14 protein-coding genes are annotated in these 15,059 nt (G+C 60.4%); 10 read left to right on the forward strand and 4 right to left on the reverse strand.

Annotation, left to right across the window (positions count from 1 at the left end; all coding sequences use genetic code 11):
- Nucleotides 1-136 precede the first annotated feature (136 nt).
- From zwf to AB4Z20_RS14845, 3 genes are read left to right on the forward strand one after another with little or no spacing between them, the layout of a single operon-like run.
- Nucleotides 137-1,606, forward strand: a complete 1,470-nt coding sequence (gene zwf, locus AB4Z20_RS14835; RefSeq protein WP_214511646.1) for a glucose-6-phosphate dehydrogenase — start codon at nt 137-139, stop codon at nt 1,604-1,606.
- Nucleotides 1,593-2,306 (forward strand): 6-phosphogluconolactonase, encoded by a 714-nt coding sequence (pgl, locus tag AB4Z20_RS14840; protein ID WP_253472079.1) that lies wholly within the window; start codon nt 1,593-1,595, stop codon nt 2,304-2,306. The genes zwf and pgl overlap by 14 nt, the downstream gene beginning before the upstream one ends.
- A gap of 17 nt (nt 2,307-2,323) precedes the next feature.
- Nucleotides 2,324-2,989 (forward strand): bifunctional 4-hydroxy-2-oxoglutarate aldolase/2-dehydro-3-deoxy-phosphogluconate aldolase, encoded by a 666-nt coding sequence (locus tag AB4Z20_RS14845; protein ID WP_018611012.1) that lies wholly within the window; start codon nt 2,324-2,326, stop codon nt 2,987-2,989.
- 269 nt (nt 2,990-3,258) lie between these two features.
- On the opposite strand, the gene AB4Z20_RS14850 is transcribed toward AB4Z20_RS14845, so the two are convergent.
- On the reverse strand, nt 3,259-4,446 hold the full coding sequence (locus AB4Z20_RS14850; RefSeq protein ID WP_258690499.1) for an aminotransferase class V-fold PLP-dependent enzyme: 1,188 nt from the start codon (nt 4,444-4,446) through the stop codon (nt 3,259-3,261).
- 17 nt (nt 4,447-4,463) lie between these two features.
- On the reverse strand, nt 4,464-4,700 hold the full coding sequence (locus AB4Z20_RS14855) for a DUF3820 family protein (RefSeq protein WP_014336924.1): 237 nt from the start codon (nt 4,698-4,700) through the stop codon (nt 4,464-4,466).
- A gap of 206 nt (nt 4,701-4,906) precedes the next feature.
- Between AB4Z20_RS14855 and AB4Z20_RS14860 the strand changes: the two genes are divergently transcribed.
- The 4 genes from AB4Z20_RS14860 (at nt 4,907) to AB4Z20_RS14875 (ending at nt 8,693) form a co-directional block, all read left to right on the forward strand.
- Entirely contained in the window at nt 4,907-5,371 is a 465-nt protein-coding gene (locus AB4Z20_RS14860) for a ferritin-like domain-containing protein (RefSeq protein WP_003198561.1), read from the forward strand.
- A gap of 255 nt (nt 5,372-5,626) precedes the next feature.
- The gene (locus AB4Z20_RS14865; protein WP_442090159.1) at nt 5,627-7,627 is read left to right on the forward strand and encodes an FUSC family protein; all 2,001 of its coding nucleotides are present in this window, start codon (nt 5,627-5,629) and stop codon (nt 7,625-7,627) included.
- Nucleotides 7,614-7,820, forward strand: coding sequence for a DUF1656 domain-containing protein (locus tag AB4Z20_RS14870; protein ID WP_003198565.1), 207 nt, complete (start codon nt 7,614-7,616; stop codon nt 7,818-7,820). Before AB4Z20_RS14865 ends, AB4Z20_RS14870 begins: the two co-directional genes overlap by 14 nt.
- 9 nt (nt 7,821-7,829) lie before the next feature.
- Entirely contained in the window at nt 7,830-8,693 is an 864-nt protein-coding gene (locus AB4Z20_RS14875; RefSeq protein WP_253472087.1) for an efflux RND transporter periplasmic adaptor subunit, read from the forward strand.
- A 131-nt stretch (nt 8,694-8,824) separates the two neighbouring features.
- Here AB4Z20_RS14875 and AB4Z20_RS14880 read toward each other — a convergent pair whose 3' ends face one another.
- On the reverse strand, nt 8,825-9,295 hold the full coding sequence (locus AB4Z20_RS14880; RefSeq protein WP_014336929.1) for a MaoC family dehydratase: 471 nt from the start codon (nt 9,293-9,295) through the stop codon (nt 8,825-8,827).
- 44 nt (nt 9,296-9,339) lie between these two features.
- A complete protein-coding gene (locus AB4Z20_RS14885; protein WP_253472089.1) occupies nt 9,340-10,284 on the reverse strand; it encodes an alpha/beta hydrolase in 945 nt (314 codons plus the stop codon).
- A gap of 213 nt (nt 10,285-10,497) precedes the next feature.
- Here AB4Z20_RS14885 and fadD2 point away from each other — a divergent pair, with 213 nt between their 5' ends.
- The 3 genes from fadD2 (at nt 10,498) to AB4Z20_RS14900 (ending at nt 14,668) form a co-directional block, all read left to right on the forward strand.
- Nucleotides 10,498-12,186, forward strand: a complete 1,689-nt coding sequence (gene fadD2 / locus AB4Z20_RS14890; protein ID WP_253472091.1) for a long-chain-fatty-acid--CoA ligase FadD2 — start codon at nt 10,498-10,500, stop codon at nt 12,184-12,186.
- Nucleotides 12,187-12,556: 370 nt separating this feature from the next.
- Nucleotides 12,557-14,248, forward strand: a complete 1,692-nt coding sequence (gene fadD1, locus AB4Z20_RS14895; protein WP_253472093.1) for a long-chain-fatty-acid--CoA ligase FadD1 — start codon at nt 12,557-12,559, stop codon at nt 14,246-14,248.
- A 252-nt stretch (nt 14,249-14,500) separates the two neighbouring features.
- Nucleotides 14,501-14,668: a hypothetical protein gene (locus tag AB4Z20_RS14900; protein ID WP_320390572.1), complete on the forward strand. Its 168-nt coding sequence runs from the start codon at nt 14,501-14,503 to the stop codon at nt 14,666-14,668.
- Nucleotides 14,669-15,059 lie beyond the last annotated feature (391 nt).

Raw genomic sequence — 15,059 nt, forward strand, 5'->3', positions numbered from 1 at the left:
TCCTACTGATGGCTCCGACGGACCACCACTCGGAATCGGTATTTTCGAAAAATGTTGTGGTTATTACTACATTTTTCCTTGAGTGATACCTTGAAAAAAGGTATTTGTAGTTTAACTTGATAAAAGAACAAACATCATGCCTTCGATTACGGTTGAACCGTGCACCTTTGCCTTGTTTGGCGCGTTGGGCGATCTGGCCTTGCGCAAGCTCTTTCCTGCCCTGTATCAGCTCGATGGCGCCCAGTTGTTGCACGAGGACACGCGAATCATTGCGCTGGCCCGTGAACCCGGCGGCGAGCAGCAGCACCTGGCATTCATCGCCGCCGAACTGCGGCGCTACGTCGATGAAAAAGATCTGGACGAAGGCGTACTCGAGCGCTTCCTGGCACGATTGACCTACCTGCACGTGGATTTCCTCAAGGCCGACGATTACGTCGCCTTGGCCGAAGCAGCCGGTTCGACCCAGCAGGTCATTGCCTATTTCGCCACCCCAGCGGCGGTGTATGGGGCGATCTGCGAAAACCTGGCGAAGGTTGGCTTGAGCGAAAACACCCGTGTCGTGCTGGAGAAACCCATCGGCTCGGACCTGGAATCGTCGCGCAAGGTCAACGATGCCGTGGCGCAGTTCTTCCCGGAAAACCGTACCTATCGCATCGACCATTACCTGGGCAAAGAGACGGTCCAGAACCTGATCGCGCTGCGCTTCGCCAACAGCCTGTTCGAAACCCAGTGGAACCAGAACTACATTTCCCACGTGGAAATCACCGTGGCCGAGAAGGTCGGTATCGAAGGCCGCTGGGGCTATTTCGACAAGGCTGGGCAACTGCGGGACATGATCCAGAACCACCTGTTGCAGCTGCTGTGCCTGATCGCCATGGACCCGCCGGCCGACTTGTCCGCCGACAGCATCCGTGACGAGAAGGTCAAGGTGCTCAAGGCCCTGGCGCCGATCAGCCCGGAAGGCCTGACCACCCAGGTAGTGCGCGGCCAATACATCGCCGGCCACAGCGAGGGCAAGGCAGTGCCTGGCTACCTCGAAGAACCCAACTCCAATACCCAGAGCGACACCGAGACGTTCGTCGCCCTGCGCGCCGACATCCGCAACTGGCGTTGGGCCGGGGTGCCGTTTTACCTGCGTACCGGCAAGCGCATGCCGCAAAAGCTGTCGCAGATCGTCATCCACTTCAAGGAACCGTCCCACTACATCTTCGCGCCCGAGCAGCGCTTGCAGATCAGCAACAAGCTGATCATCCGCCTGCAACCGGACGAAGGGATTTCCTTGCGAGTGATGACCAAGGAGCAGGGCCTGGACAAGGGCATGCAATTGCGCAGCGGTCCGTTGCAACTCAACTTCTCCGACACCTATCGCAGCGCACGTATTCCCGATGCCTACGAGCGGTTGTTGCTGGAAGTCATGAACGGCAATCAGAACCTGTTTGTCCGTAAAGATGAAATTGAAGCCGCGTGGACGTGGTGTGACCAGTTGATTGCCGGCTGGAAGAAATCCGGCGATGCGCCCAAGCCGTATGCGGCTGGGTCCTGGGGGCCGATGAGCTCCATTGCACTGATCACGCGGGATGGGAGGTCATGGTATGGCGATATCTGAATTGAAACTGCCGCAGGGCGTTAGCGCCCATGAGTTCAAGAACCCGGTGGTGCTGGCCGAAGGCCTGGCGCTGAACGTGGCCGAGCAGTTGCGCAAAGCAATCGAGGCACGCGGTGCGGCGACCCTGGTGGTCTCCGGTGGCCGCAGCCCGGTGGCGTTTTTCCAGCACCTGGCCAAGCAGGCGCTGGACTGGTCCAACGTGGTGGTCAGCCTGGCCGATGAACGCTGGGTACCGGTTGAACACGCCGACAGCAATGCCGGCCTGCTCAAGCGTTACTTGCTGCAAGGCGCGGCGGCCAAGGCCCAGTTCCTGAGCCTCTACAGCGCCAGCACCAACCTGGAAGCGGCTGCCGAACAGGCCGATCGTCTGTTGGCCGAGCTGCCGCCGATCGATGTGCTGGTGTTGGGCATGGGCGATGACGGGCACACCGCCTCGCTGTTCCCTGGCAGTCCGAACCTGGCCCAGGCCCTGGACGCCAATGGCACACGTCGCTGCTGGCCGATGCTGGCGCCGACCGTGCCGCACCAGCGCTTGACCATGAGCCGCGCCTTGCTGGCTTCGGCGCAACACAAAGTGCTGTCGATTTCCGGTCAGTCGAAATTGACCACCTTGAACGCTGCGGTGGCGGGCGACGATGTCGCCGAAATGCCGATCCGCGCGTTTTTGCAACCTACGTTAGAGATTTACTGGTGCCCATGAACCAAGGATCAGCCGCTATGACAAACCCATCCCCGACCGTTTCCATGGCGGACAAAGTTGCCCTGATCGACAGCCTCTGCGCCAAGGCGCGGATCCTGCCGGTGATCACCATCGCCCGTGAACAGGACATCCTGCCGCTGGCCGATGCCCTGGCTGCCGGTGGCCTGACGGCGCTGGAAGTGACGCTGCGTTCCCAATACGGCCTCAAGGCCATCCAGGTGCTGCGTGAGCAGCGTCCGGAACTGGTGACCGGCGCCGGCACGGTGCTCGACCGCCACATGCTGGACGCCGCCGAGGCTGCCGGTTCGCAGTTCATCGTCACTCCGGGCATCACCCGTGATCTGCTCGAGGCCAGCGTCTACAGCTCTATTCCATTACTGCCTGGCATCAGCAACGCCTCGGGCATCATGGAAGGCTACAGCCTGGGCTATCGCCGCTTCAAACTGTTCCCGGCCGAAGTCAGCGGCGGCGTCGCGGCTATCAAGGCCTTGGGTGGCCCGTTCGGCGAAGTGAAATTCTGCCCGACCGGCGGCGTGAGCCCGGCCAACATCAAGAGCTACATGGCGTTGAAAAACGTGATGTGCGTGGGCGGAAGCTGGATGCTTGATCCTGAGTGGATCAAGAACGGCGACTGGGCCCGCATTCAGGAATGCACCGCCGAGGCCTTGGCGCTGCTGGACTGATTGTTTTACCGAACCTCGTTGGGTGTTCTACGGTTTTACGGTGCGCTTGGTCGGCGCGCCGTTTTTTTTTGCCCGGATTTTGTGGCAGTACAAAATTCCTGTGGCGAGGGAGCTTGCTCCCGTTGGGCTGCGTGTAGGAGCGGTGTAGGAGCTGACGAGTGCAACGAGGCTGCGATCTTTCCACTGACAATTGAGTCGAGAGCGAAAGAGCAAGATCAAAAGATCGCAGGCTTCGCCAGCTCCTACAGAGCCCAGCGGGAGCAAGGGATCTAGGTACGGCTCAGTTCAAGCAGTGCTTTGGTCAACCGCTCGATATCACTCGCCAAGGTAATCAGCCCCGGGGTAATGCGAATGCACGGCCCGACGCTGGTGTGGCGCACCACCGTGAAGATCCCATGCTCATGGAGCAATCGATGGGCCATCGCCTGTTGATCGGCCTGGGCGGTGAAGCGCATCGCGGTGATCCCGCAATAGAGACGCCGGTCATCCGGGGTCATGACTTCGATGCCCGGCACATCGCGCACGGCGCTCACCCACAGGTCACGCAGATAACAGAGGCGCGCGCCTTTGGCCGAAGCGCCACCCAGGGCCTGGTGTTCTTCGAAGACCAGCGGCAGGGTGAGCAAGGCAGGGATGTTGGGCGTGCTGTGGGGCGTGCGCGAGCGGACGTCGGTGGCGGGGTAGCTGTCTTCGTCCATGTCCGGGTCGATGTCGGCCAAGCGCTGCGGGGCGATGTACAGGAAGCCCTGGGAGAGGGGCCCGCCGATCCACTTCTGCAGGTTGAACCCGGCGAATTCGATCCCGAGCTTCTTCAGGTCGAAATCGATCTGGCCCAGGGCATGGGCACCGTCGAGGATGATATCGACGGCGAACTCGCGGGCACTCTCGGCAATGGCCTGGACCGGCATCACCAGTCCGGTGAGGTGGTTGACGTAGGTCAGCGCCATCAACTTGAGGCGAGGGTAGCGAATGAACGCTTCGCGATAAGTGCCCACCAGGCTTTCGAAACTGGCAGGGTGCTGGTGGACGATTTCGATCACCTCCACGCCACGCTGACGAGCCAGCCAGCGCATTGCACTCTTGACCGAGGCATATTCCAGATCACAGATCAGCACTTGATCGCCGGGCTTGAGGCCGTTGTAGTTGCGAATCAGCGTCTGCAAGGCATCCACCGCGCTACTGGCCAATGCCACGCTCTGGGGGGATGCGTGGATCAGCCGGGCCACCCGTCGACGAATGGCTTCGCCGTGTTCACGGTCGAAATGCTGGCGCACATACACCGAGTTGCCGCGGTTGATGAACTCGATGTTGCGCTGGTACTCCTCCACCACGGTGCGGGACATACGTGCGAAGTAACCGTTTTCCAGGTTGAGGGGCCCGGCGGGATCGACTTCGTAGCGGCCGACAAACGTCTGCCAGAAAGCTTCATCATGGGCGCGTAGCGTGTTTTCTGGCATGACAGGGGCTCAACTGGTCAGGGGCGAGGCTTGGGTTTGCCGTGTTTGGCGCGCAATGGGTCGAGCAGGTCCGACAGCCCGTTGTGATCGATTTCCTGCATCAGTGCCAGCAAACCACCCAGTTCACCGTGAGGAAAACCCTCGCGGGCGAACCAGTTCAGGTATTGACCTGGCAGGTCAGCCAGGATTCGACCCTTGTATTTGCCGAACGGCATTTGACGTGTGATGAGCAATTCGAGCTTTTCCGGGTTCATGGCAATCGTCTGATTCAAATCTGCTTCGAAAATACAGGCATTCTGCATGCAGGCCAAATGACAGATCATGCAAATAACGCGGATATAGTTTTCTTGTTTTTTATTAACTAATTGATTTTAAAGAAAATTAACCGAGTTATTTGACTGGCATGGCCGATGCAACATCCCTTGCAGGTTTTTTATTCACCAAGCAAAGGAACTGAAAAATGACTGACATCAACAAAGAATCCATCTCCGTCTTGAACGACCTGATCGAGACCAGCAAAGATGGCCAGGAAGGCTTCAAGACCTGCGCTGAAGACATCAAGCACCCACAACTCAAGGCGCTGTTCGTTCAACGTGCTGCGGATTGCGCGACCGCTGCGGCCGAACTGCAAGCGGCGGTTCGCTCCCTGGGCGGCGATCCGGAAACCTCCACCAGCGTCGCTGGTGACCTGCACCGTCGTTGGGTGGACGTGAAATCCATGTTCACCGGCAAGGATGAAGAAGCGGTGCTCAACGAAGCCGAGCGTGGCGAAGACCATGCGCTCAAGGCCTACAAGGAAGCGCTCGAGAAAATCACCAAGCACAACCTGGTCGGTATTCGTGACCTGGTTGAGCGTCAGTACCACGGTGTGCAACGCAACCATGACCAGGTCAAGGCTCTGCGTAACCAGGCGCGCGCCAGTTAACAACGCGTCCTGATCCAAGAAAACGCCAGCTTGCCTGGCGTTTTTTTGTGGCGACGACTCAGATTCAAGATGAACACTGTTGTGGTGATGCAGGTTGATGCCATTTCAACTCACTCAGCATCAAACAGAAAAAGTGTGTTGTTGAATTCATCCATAATCAGCTCTGGACTCGAATAGATAGCTAGCTAATAATTGCACCGCCGACCCCTTGCATTGCATCTATTGTTACTGGCATCCCCCCAAAGAGTTTTTCGCGTGCCCATTACCTTCCAGGCCTTGTTTGCCCCCGACCGCCTCGCTTTGCAGTTCGCCATCAAGACGGTGCTTGGTGCCGGGTTGGCGTTGTGGCTGGCGCTGCGCTGGGGGCTGGAGCAGCCGTCATGGGCGCTGATGACCGCGATCATCGTCGCCCAGCCACTGTCCGGGATGGTGGTGCAGAAGGGGTTGGCGCGATTGGTCGGCACGCTGGTGGGCACCGTCATGTCGGTGGTGTTCATGGGCCTGTTTGCCCAGGCACCCTGGTTGTTCCTGCTGGCCTTGGCGCTCTGGCTGGGGTTGTGCACAGCCTGTTCGACGCTGCTGCGCAGTGCCTGGTCGTATTCGTTCGTGCTGGCCGGTTACACGGTGGCGATCATTGCCTTGCCGGCCATTTCCCATCCGCTGGATGTGTTCGACCAGGCGGTGGCGCGCTGCACCGAGATCAGCCTGGGCATTGTCTGCGCCACGGCGGCCAGTGCCTTGCTCTGGCCGTTGCGGGTCGAGCGGCAACTGGCCGATCAGGCCCTCGCTGCCTGGCAGAGCGGCATGCAGGCCGCCCGTGCGACCCTGGCTGGCGATGTCCAGGCGCGAAAAGGGCTGCTGGAAATCCTGGGCCGGATCGTCGCGGTGGATGCCCAGCGCGAACATGCCTGGTTCGAAGGCAGCCGTGGCCGACAGCGAGCCCGAGCCATCAGCGGCTTGAGCCAGAAATTGCTGATGTTGCTGCGCCTTTCGCGCTCGGTGCGGCGGCAGTGGAAACAGCTCGACCCCGAGGAGGCCGAGGCCCTCCAACCGTGGATGAACGAGGTACGGCAGGCCCTCGATGCCGACAGTGCGACCTTGCAGGCCTTACGCCCCCGGGTGTGGGATGCGTCTCACGACCCGCAGATCAGCTCGGCGCAAAGTTACTGCCTGGCGCGATTTGCCTTGTTGCTCGATACCGCCCTGGCCGCCTGCGCTGCCTTGACGGCGGTGCAAGAGGGCAGGGAGGCGGCGGATCCACCGCGAACCCTGGCGCCTCATCGTGATCTGTCCCTGGCCATGGTCTTTGGTGCTCGCAGTGCCCTGGCGTTCCTGGCGGTGGCCTGTTTCTGGCTGGCGACAGCCTGGCCCGCCGCTTCGGGCGCGCTGGTGCTGACGTGCGTGGTGTGCAGCCTGTTTGCCAGTCGCGAAAACGGCGCGCAGATCGGCATGAGTTTTCTACGGGGCATTTTTTTGGCCGTGCCGACGGCGTTCGTGATCGGCGAGCTCTTACTCCCGCAATGGAGCAGTTTTGCGATGCTCTGCATGGCCATGGGCGTGCCCTTGTTTTTCGGCGCGCTGGGCATGGCCAAGCCGCAGATCTTCGCCACGGCGACGTCGTTCTGCCTGCATTTCGTGGTGTTGATTTCACCGCTCAATGCCATGAAGTACGACGTCGCGGCATTCTTCAACAACGCCCAGGCCATGATGATGGGCGTGGGCGCGGCGGTGCTGGCCTTCAATCTGCTGATTTTGCGCAACCCGGCCTGGCACAGCCGCCGCCTGCTGGCCGCGACCCTCCACGATCTGGTGCGCCTGACCCATCGCAGCCTGCGTGGCGCCGAGAGCTGGTTCGGCGGGCGCATGGCCGACCGGCTGTTGCAACTGGCGCGGCATTACCCTGAATTGCCGGTGCAGGCGCGCAGCCGCTGGGATGATGGTTTGCTTGGCCTGGACATTGGCGATGAACTGCTGCATTTGCGCCTGAGCCTGGCCGTCGCCCAAGTGCCTGAGACCCGGGCGCAGCGCCGTTATTTCGAAGCGCTGGAGCAGGTGCTCGAACACGGCCCGAGCGGTGACCAGGCCGATGCGCTGGCCCCGGCAAGCGCCGAGTTCCTGAAGGTGTTGTCGAGCCAGCCGCCCGGTGACGCATTGAAGCTGGCCCAGGGCGCGGTGGTGCAATTGCAAAACAGCTGGCGCGCCTGGTGCCACCAGCACGAACCTGAACGACGGGAGCACAGCCATGGGCTTGCGTGAGTGGTCGATTGGCGGGGTGTTGCTCAGCCCGTTCCTGATTTATGTGGTGCTGGCGTTGCTGGTGACCGGCGCGTTGCGCCTGTTGCTCAGCCTGGTGCCGGCCGGGCGCTGGATCTGGCATGAAGCCTTGTTCGACTGCGCCCTGTATGTCTGTGTCCTGACCGTTATTACCGTGGTCCTCGGGCCGCTATAGGAGTTGAACATGCGTACATCCGTACGTGTCGCCGTCACGCTGTGCATGGTGGCCGTGGCGATCTTCGCCGGGTTTCACTTGTGGCAGTACTACATGCTCACACCTTGGACCCGCGATGCGCGGATCCGCGCCGACGTGGTGGTGATTGCACCCGACGTGTCAGGGTGGGTACGCGAGCTCAAGGCGGTGGATAACCAGCAGGTCAAGGCCGGCGATGTGTTGCTGAGTATCGACCGTGAGCGTTTCGAGGCGGCGGTGGAGAAGGCTCGGGCGGTGGTGCAGACGCGCCAGCAGCAACTGAGCCTGCGCGAACACGAAGCCAGCCGCCGCGCCGCCCTCGGGCCCCAGGCCATCAGCGCCGAACTGCGGGAAAACGCCCAGATCAACGCCGGTATCGCCCGAGGTGAACTGCGCGAAGCCCAGGCCGAGGCCAAGGTCGCCGAACTGAACCTGGCGCGCAGCCAGGTCCTGGCCCCACGCAATGGCCATATCACCAACCTGCGCCTGGCCGAAGGCAACTACGTGAATGCCGGGCAGCCGGTGATGGCGCTGATCGACGACTCGACGTTTTATGTGCAGGCCTATTTCGAAGAAACCAAGTTGCCGAGGATTCGCGTAGGCGATCCGGTCAAGATCTGGCTGATGAGCGCCGGCCATGCGCTGGAGGGCCATGTCGAGAGCATCAGCCGTGGCATTACCGACCGCAACACCAACCCCGATGCACAGTTGCTGGCGGAGGTCGAGCCGACCTTCAACTGGGTGCGCCTGGCCCAGCGGATACCGGTGCGGATCAAGTTGGACAAGGTGCCGGAGGGGGTGAACCTGAGCGCCGGGATGACGGCGAGCGTGCAGGTGCGCGAAGACCAGCCATAAATGTGGGAGCAAGGCTTGCCCGCGATGAAGATAACTCGGTCTCTCAGGGAACCGAGGCGCCTGCATCGCGAGCAAGCTTTGCTCCCACATTTATGGCTCGCCACAAGTCACTCACCGTAGGCGCCTGTGAATCAACCGACAGTAATCGCCGGCAACGTCGGCAAGGTCACAGTCTGCTGCTTGCGCGGTGCGAGGATTTCGGCCTCGCCGTCCACCACCAGCTCGTCGCGCTGGTTGAACACACGCGTGGCGATGCGCACACGGAATTTCGGCAGTTTTTCCAGGATCTCCAGGCGCACGGTCAGGGTGTCGCCGATTTTCACCGGTTTCTGGAAGCTCATCTGCTGGCCGATGTAGATAGTGCCCGGCCCAGGCAACTCGCAGGCTACCGCCGCGCTGATCAGCGCACCGCTGAACATGCCATGGGCGATGCGCTCCTTGAACATGCTCGCGGCGGCGAACTCGGCGTCCAGGTGCACCGGGTTGTGATCGCCCGACATCGCGGCGAACAGCTGGATGTCACGCTCTTCGACGGTCTTGCTGTAGCTGGCGGTCTGGCCGATTTCGAGGGCTTCGTAAGGGGTGTTGGTAACCTGGGTCATCTGTTTCAAATCCTGTGAAGGAGTAAAGGAAAAACGCTGCAAGCCTACTCGCTGCGTGGTGGCCGCTTGTGGCTCAGGGCCTGGGCAATCCAGGCCAGCACGTCGGCGGTCACTTCATCGCGGTTGGCTTCATTGAACAGTTCGTGCCGGGCCTGCGGGTAAATCGTCAATTGCAGGTGTCGGATGCCGGCGTCACGCAAGGCGTCGGCCAGATCCTTCAGACGCTTGCCTTCGCTCACCGGATCACATTCGCCACCGATCACCAGCAGGGGCAGGCCCGGATCGATCTGGGCGAGATTGGACGCTTTGCTGATTTGCTGCAAGCCACCGAGCAGATCGACCCACAGTTGATTGGTGCAGCGAAAGCCGCACAGCGGGTCGTGGACGTACTTGTCGACTTCGGCCGGGTCGCGGCTGAGCCAGTCGAAGGGGGTACGCGTGGGTTTGAATGTCTTGTTGAAACTGCCGAACGACAGCCACTCGATCAACGCGCTGCGCCCCGTGGCACCCTGGCGCCAGCGTTCGAAGCGGGCGATCAGGCGAGCGCTGCGGTAGAGCGTCACCGGCTGGAAGTTCGAGCCGCTGAGAATCGCCCCGTGCAGGCTGGCGCTGTGATGCAACAGGTAACCCTGGGCGATGTAGCTGCCCATGCTGTGGCCCAGCAGCAGGATGGGGGTCTCGGGATATTGCTGGACGATGTGGTGGTTGAGGCTGGCCAGGTCACCCACGACCTTGGCCCAGCCGTCCTCGTCGGCAAAATGGCCGAGAATCGCTTCCTCGCCGGTCTTGCCATGGCCGCGCAGGTCCACGGCGCAGACACCGTAGCCTTCGTCGCACAATACCTGGGCCAGGCGGGCGTAGCGGCCGCTGTGTTCAGCCATGCCGTGAGCCAGCATGATCATCGCCAAAGGGGCGGTTTCGGGCAGCCACTGGTTGACGAACAGGCGGCTATGGTCAGTCGCGGTCAGCCAGAACGTTTGGTGGATCATGGCGATTCCTTTTGTGCAGCGTCGCTGCATTGTATAGCGCATCCTTTGCGTCTCGCCTGATCAGGCCACACCTAGGCAGGAAGATTCACACAATCTATGACGCAGGTTGCCATATTTGCCTGATTGGCCATAGCTGCTAGTGTCCCAGGAGCTCCGCCTCTGCGAGCGATACAGAGGCGGCCCGGACATGCTCAGGTAAAGAGGACAAAAACAATGCAGCCTGATTTCTGGAATGACAAACGCCCGGCCGGCGTGCCCCTGGATGTTGACCTTGGGGCCTACAAGTCGGTGATCGAGGTGTTCGAACGTTCCTGTAAGAAATTTGCCGACCGTCCGGCGTTCAGCAACATGGGGGTGACCCTCACCTATGCCGAGCTGGAGCGCTACAGCGCGGCGTTCGCCGGCTATCTGCAAGCCCATACCGACCTGGCGCCGGGTGATCGAATCGCGGTGCAGATGCCTAACATCCTGCAGTATCCGATCGCCGTGTTCGGTGCCTTGCGCGCCGGGCTGGTCGTGGTCAACACCAACCCGTTGTACACCGCGCGGGAAATGCGTCATCAGTTCAAGGACTCCGGTGCCCGGGCGCTGGTGTACCTGAATATGTTCGGACAGAAAGTCCAGGAGGTGTTGCCCGATACGGACCTGCAGTACCTGATCGAAGCGAAGATGGGCGACCTGATGCCCACCGCCAAGGGCTGGCTGGTCAACACGATGGTGAGCAAGGTCAAGAAAATGGTCCCGGCCTATTCGCTGCCCCAGGCCATTTCCTTCAAGAGCGCCTTGCGCCTGGGACGCGGCCAGGGCATCAAGCCGCTGAAAGTCAGCCTCGACGATATTGCGGTATTGCAATACACCGGCGGCACCACCGGGTTGGCGAAGGGCGCGATGCTGACCCACGGCAACCTGGTGGCCAACATGCAACAGGCCCGGGCCTGCCTGGGGCAGCTCGGCGATGACGGCCATCCACTGTTGCGCGAGGGCCAGGAGGTCATGATCGCACCGCTGCCGCTTTACCATATCTATGCATTCACGGCGAACTGCATGTGCATGATGGTGACCGGCAACCACAACGTGCTGATCACCAATCCGCGGGACATCGGTGGTTTCATCAAGGAACTGAAGAACTGGCGTTTCTCGCTGCTGCTGGGGCTCAACACGTTGTTTGTGGCACTGATGGACCATCCGGATTTCAAGACCCTGGATTTTTCCAACCTCAAGGTCACCAACTCGGGTGGCACGGCGCTGATCAAGGCTACTGCCGAACGTTGGGAGCAGATCACCGGGTGCGGTATCACCGAAGGTTATGGCCTGACCGAAACCTCGCCAGTGGCCAGTGCCAATCCTTACGGCGGCAAGTCTCGGTTGGGTACGGTGGGGATGCCGGTGCCGGGCACGCTGATGAAAGTGATCAACGACGATGGCGTCGAGCAGCCCCTGGGCGAGCGTGGCGAGCTGTGCATCAAGGGCCCGCAGATCATGAAAGGCTACTGGAACAAGCCTGAGGCCACGGCCGAAGTGCTGGACCACGAGGGCTGGTTCAAGTCCGGCGATATCGCGGTGATCGACCCGGACGGTTTCGTGCGCATCGTCGACCGCAAGAAGGACATGATCATCGTCTCGGGCTTCAATGTGTACCCCAACGAGATCGAAGACGTGGTGATGGCCCATCCCAAGGTGGCCAACTGCGCGGTGATCGGCGTGCCGGACGAACGTTCGGGGGAGGCTGTGAAGCTGTTCGTGGTGGCGCGCGAAACCGGCGTCAGCCTTGAAGAACTCAAGGCCTACTGCAAGGAGAACTTCACCGGCTACAAGATTCCCAAGCACATCGTGCTGCGGGAGTCGTTGCCAATGACCCCGGTGGGCAAGATCCTGCGGCGGGAGCTGCGGGATATCGCCTGAGGTCCGCCGGGGTATCTGTCCTGACGAAAACCTGTGGGAGCACAGCTTGCTCGCGATAGCGGTGGAACAGCCTCATTTGTATTGGCTGACATACCTCCATCGCGAGCAAGCTGTGCTCCCACAGTTGTTTGATTCAGAGAGATTTAATAGGGCGTAGGTTTTTTACTCTAAAAATGACCATAAAATGCTCATGAGTCATGTTTGTGACTGTGGGGGCTATTTTTGGCTCTAGTCGGCCCCTGGCAAAGCTGCTACTCTCGGCGCGCTTTTGTGACTTCTCGGCCTTGATTCAAGCCAGATTCACCAATAAACACCAATAATAATCGCATCAAATGCGGTGAGAATTCGCGTTGCTGAGGAGTGGGCTTCCATGATTGAAGACTTTTGGAAGGATAAGTACCCAGCTGGGATTGCTGCCGACATCAATCCAGACGAGTATCCGAATATTCAGGCGGTGTTGAAGCAGTCCTGCCAACGCTTTGCCAACAAGCCGGCATTCAGCAACCTCGGCAAGACGATCACCTACGGTGAACTCTACGAGTTGTCCGGTGCCTTTGCCGCGTACCTGCAACAGCATACCGATTTACAGCCCGGCGATCGAATCGCTGTGCAGTTGCCCAACGTTCTCCAGTACCCGGTGGCCGTGTTCGGTGCGATCCGCGCCGGGCTGATCGTGGTCAACACCAACCCGCTGTACACCGCGCGGGAAATGGAACACCAGTTCAACGACTCCGGGGCCAAGGCGTTGGTGTGCCTGGCGAACATGGCGCACCTGGCCGAGACCGTGGTACCCAAGACGAGCGTCAAGCACGTCATCGTCACCGAAGTCGCCGACCTGCTGCCGCCGCTCAAGCGCCTGTTGATCAACAGCGTGATCAAGTACGTCAAGAAGATGGTCCCGGCCTATCACATGCCCAAGGCCGTCAAGTTCAACGACGTGCTGAACAAAGGCCACGGCCAACCCGTGAGCGAAGCCAACCCCGCCAGCGACGATGTCGCCGTGCTGCAATACACCGGCGGTACCACCGGCGTTGCCAAGGGCGCGATGCTCACCCACCGCAACCTGGTGGCAAACATGTTGCAGTGCAAGGCGCTGATGGGCTCCAACCTCAATGAAGGTTGCGAGATTCTGATCACGCCGCTGCCGCTGTACCACATCTATGCCTTCACCTTTCATTGCATGGCGATGATGCTGATCGGCAACCACAACATCCTGATCAGCAACCCGCGTGACCTGCCGGCGATGGTCAAGGAGCTCTCGAAGTGGAAGTTCAGCGGTTTCGTTGGCCTTAATACGTTGTTCGTGGCCCTGTGCAACAACGAAGCCTTCCGCAAGCTGGATTTCTCGGCCCTGAAAGTCACCCTGTCTGGCGGCATGGCCCTGCAACTGGCAGCAGCCGAGCGCTGGAAAGCGGTGACCGGCTGCCCGATCTGCGAAGGCTACGGCATGACCGAAACCAGCCCGGTGGCTACCGTCAACCCGATCCAGAACATCCAGGTCGGTACCATCGGTATTCCGGTGCCGTCGACGCTGTGCAAGGTGATCAATGACGCGGGTGTCGAACAGCCATTGGGCGAAATTGGCGAATTGTGTGTGAAAGGTCCGCAGGTCATGAAGGGCTACTGGCAGCGCCAGGACGCCACCGACGAGATCCTCGACAGCGAAGGTTGGCTCAAGACCGGTGACATTGCGCTGATCCAGCCGGACGGCTACATGCGCATCGTCGATCGCAAGAAAGACATGATCCTGATTTCCGGTTTCAACGTGTACCCCAACGAACTGGAAGACGTGCTGGCAACCCTGCCGGGCGTGCTGCAATGCGCGGCCATCGGTATTCCGGACGAGAAGTCTGGCGAGGCGATCAAGATCTTCATCGTCGCACGACCGGGTGTCACGTTGACCAAGGAACAGGTGATGGAACACATGCGTGCCAACGTCACCGGCTACAAGGTGCCCAGGGCCGTGGAGTTCCGTGATGCCTTGCCGACCACCAACGTGGGCAAGATCCTGCGGCGCGAGTTGCGGGATGAAGAGCTCAGGAAGCTGGGTTTGAAGAAGTAAGCCCATTGCCAATGAAGAGCCCCGCTGATGCGGTGATGCTCTTCACTTAAAGAAACGGCGCTTTTCCGAGGAGGGAAAGCGCCGTTTTCTTTTGGGCTGGATTGGGGGCATATCCTTTGCTGCGGTCACGGCGGCTTATGGTTCCGCTCTTACAGCGGGTCACTTTTGAGAAGCGTGTACGGACCGTACAAGAAGCGCAAAAGTAACCAAAACGCTTCTACCCCACCACTCGGTGCCTCGCTTAGGCTCGGCATGCCTGAACGAAGGCATTGCTCCGTGGGCCGCCGCGAAGGGCCATCCATGGCCCAGCGCGGCTACCTCGGCATCCATGCCGAGGTGCCCACTGCGCAATACCTTCGTTCAGCCATCGTGGTTAACGGGGCGCCCGAGATCAACGTCCACCGCGAGGCGGCCTTATAGCCGACCTGGTTCAGGGTGATCGCGTTTCTCCTGTGGGAGCGGGCTTGCTCGCGAAGGTGGTGTGTCAGTTTGCGGTGATGTTGGATGTGCCGGCGTCATCGCGAGCAAGCTCGCTCCCACAGGTTTTGCGGTGTGTATGGGTTTTCTGTCTGCTGAAGATCCAATGTGGGAGCGAGCTTGCTCGCGATAGCGGTGGTGCAACCACATGGATACTGGACATGCACCGCTCTTGCTTTGCTTTTGATCTTGATCTGGACGCCCCGTTAAACCACGCTGGCCGAACGCAGGCATTGCGCAGTGGGCATCCCGGCATGGATGCCGGGATAGCCGCGCTGGGCCATGGATGGCCCTTCGCGGCGGCCCACGGAGCAATGCCGGAGTGAGGGCATGC

Origin of the sequence: Pseudomonas sp. KB_12 (assembly GCF_052114545.1) — a bacterium.
Taxonomy (GTDB): Bacteria; Pseudomonadota; Gammaproteobacteria; order Pseudomonadales; family Pseudomonadaceae; genus Aquipseudomonas; species Aquipseudomonas brassicacearum.

Bases quoted from the DNA above. Each gene is read 5' to 3' on its own strand.
- AB4Z20_RS14860 (WP_003198561.1), top strand. From the start codon at position 4,907: ATGACTGACATCAACAAAGAATCCATCTCCGTCTTGAACGACCTGATC.
- AB4Z20_RS14885 (WP_253472089.1), bottom strand. From the start codon at position 10,284: ATGATCCACCAAACGTTCTGGCTGACCGCGACTGACCATAGCCGCCTG.
- AB4Z20_RS14855 (WP_014336924.1), bottom strand. From the start codon at position 4,700: ATGAACCCGGAAAAGCTCGAATTGCTCATCACACGTCAAATGCCGTTC.
- AB4Z20_RS14880 (WP_014336929.1), bottom strand. From the start codon at position 9,295: ATGACCCAGGTTACCAACACCCCTTACGAAGCCCTCGAAATCGGCCAG.
- zwf (WP_214511646.1), top strand. From the start codon at position 137: ATGCCTTCGATTACGGTTGAACCGTGCACCTTTGCCTTGTTTGGCGCG.
- fadD2 (WP_253472091.1), top strand. From the start codon at position 10,498: ATGCAGCCTGATTTCTGGAATGACAAACGCCCGGCCGGCGTGCCCCTG.
- AB4Z20_RS14875 (WP_253472087.1), top strand. From the start codon at position 7,830: ATGCGTACATCCGTACGTGTCGCCGTCACGCTGTGCATGGTGGCCGTG.
- AB4Z20_RS14900 (WP_320390572.1), top strand. From the start codon at position 14,501: ATGCCTGAACGAAGGCATTGCTCCGTGGGCCGCCGCGAAGGGCCATCC.
- AB4Z20_RS14845 (WP_018611012.1), top strand. From the start codon at position 2,324: ATGACAAACCCATCCCCGACCGTTTCCATGGCGGACAAAGTTGCCCTG.
- pgl (WP_253472079.1), top strand. From the start codon at position 1,593: ATGGCGATATCTGAATTGAAACTGCCGCAGGGCGTTAGCGCCCATGAG.
- AB4Z20_RS14870 (WP_003198565.1), top strand. From the start codon at position 7,614: ATGGGCTTGCGTGAGTGGTCGATTGGCGGGGTGTTGCTCAGCCCGTTC.
- AB4Z20_RS14850 (WP_258690499.1), bottom strand. From the start codon at position 4,446: ATGCCAGAAAACACGCTACGCGCCCATGATGAAGCTTTCTGGCAGACG.
- fadD1 (WP_253472093.1), top strand. From the start codon at position 12,557: ATGATTGAAGACTTTTGGAAGGATAAGTACCCAGCTGGGATTGCTGCC.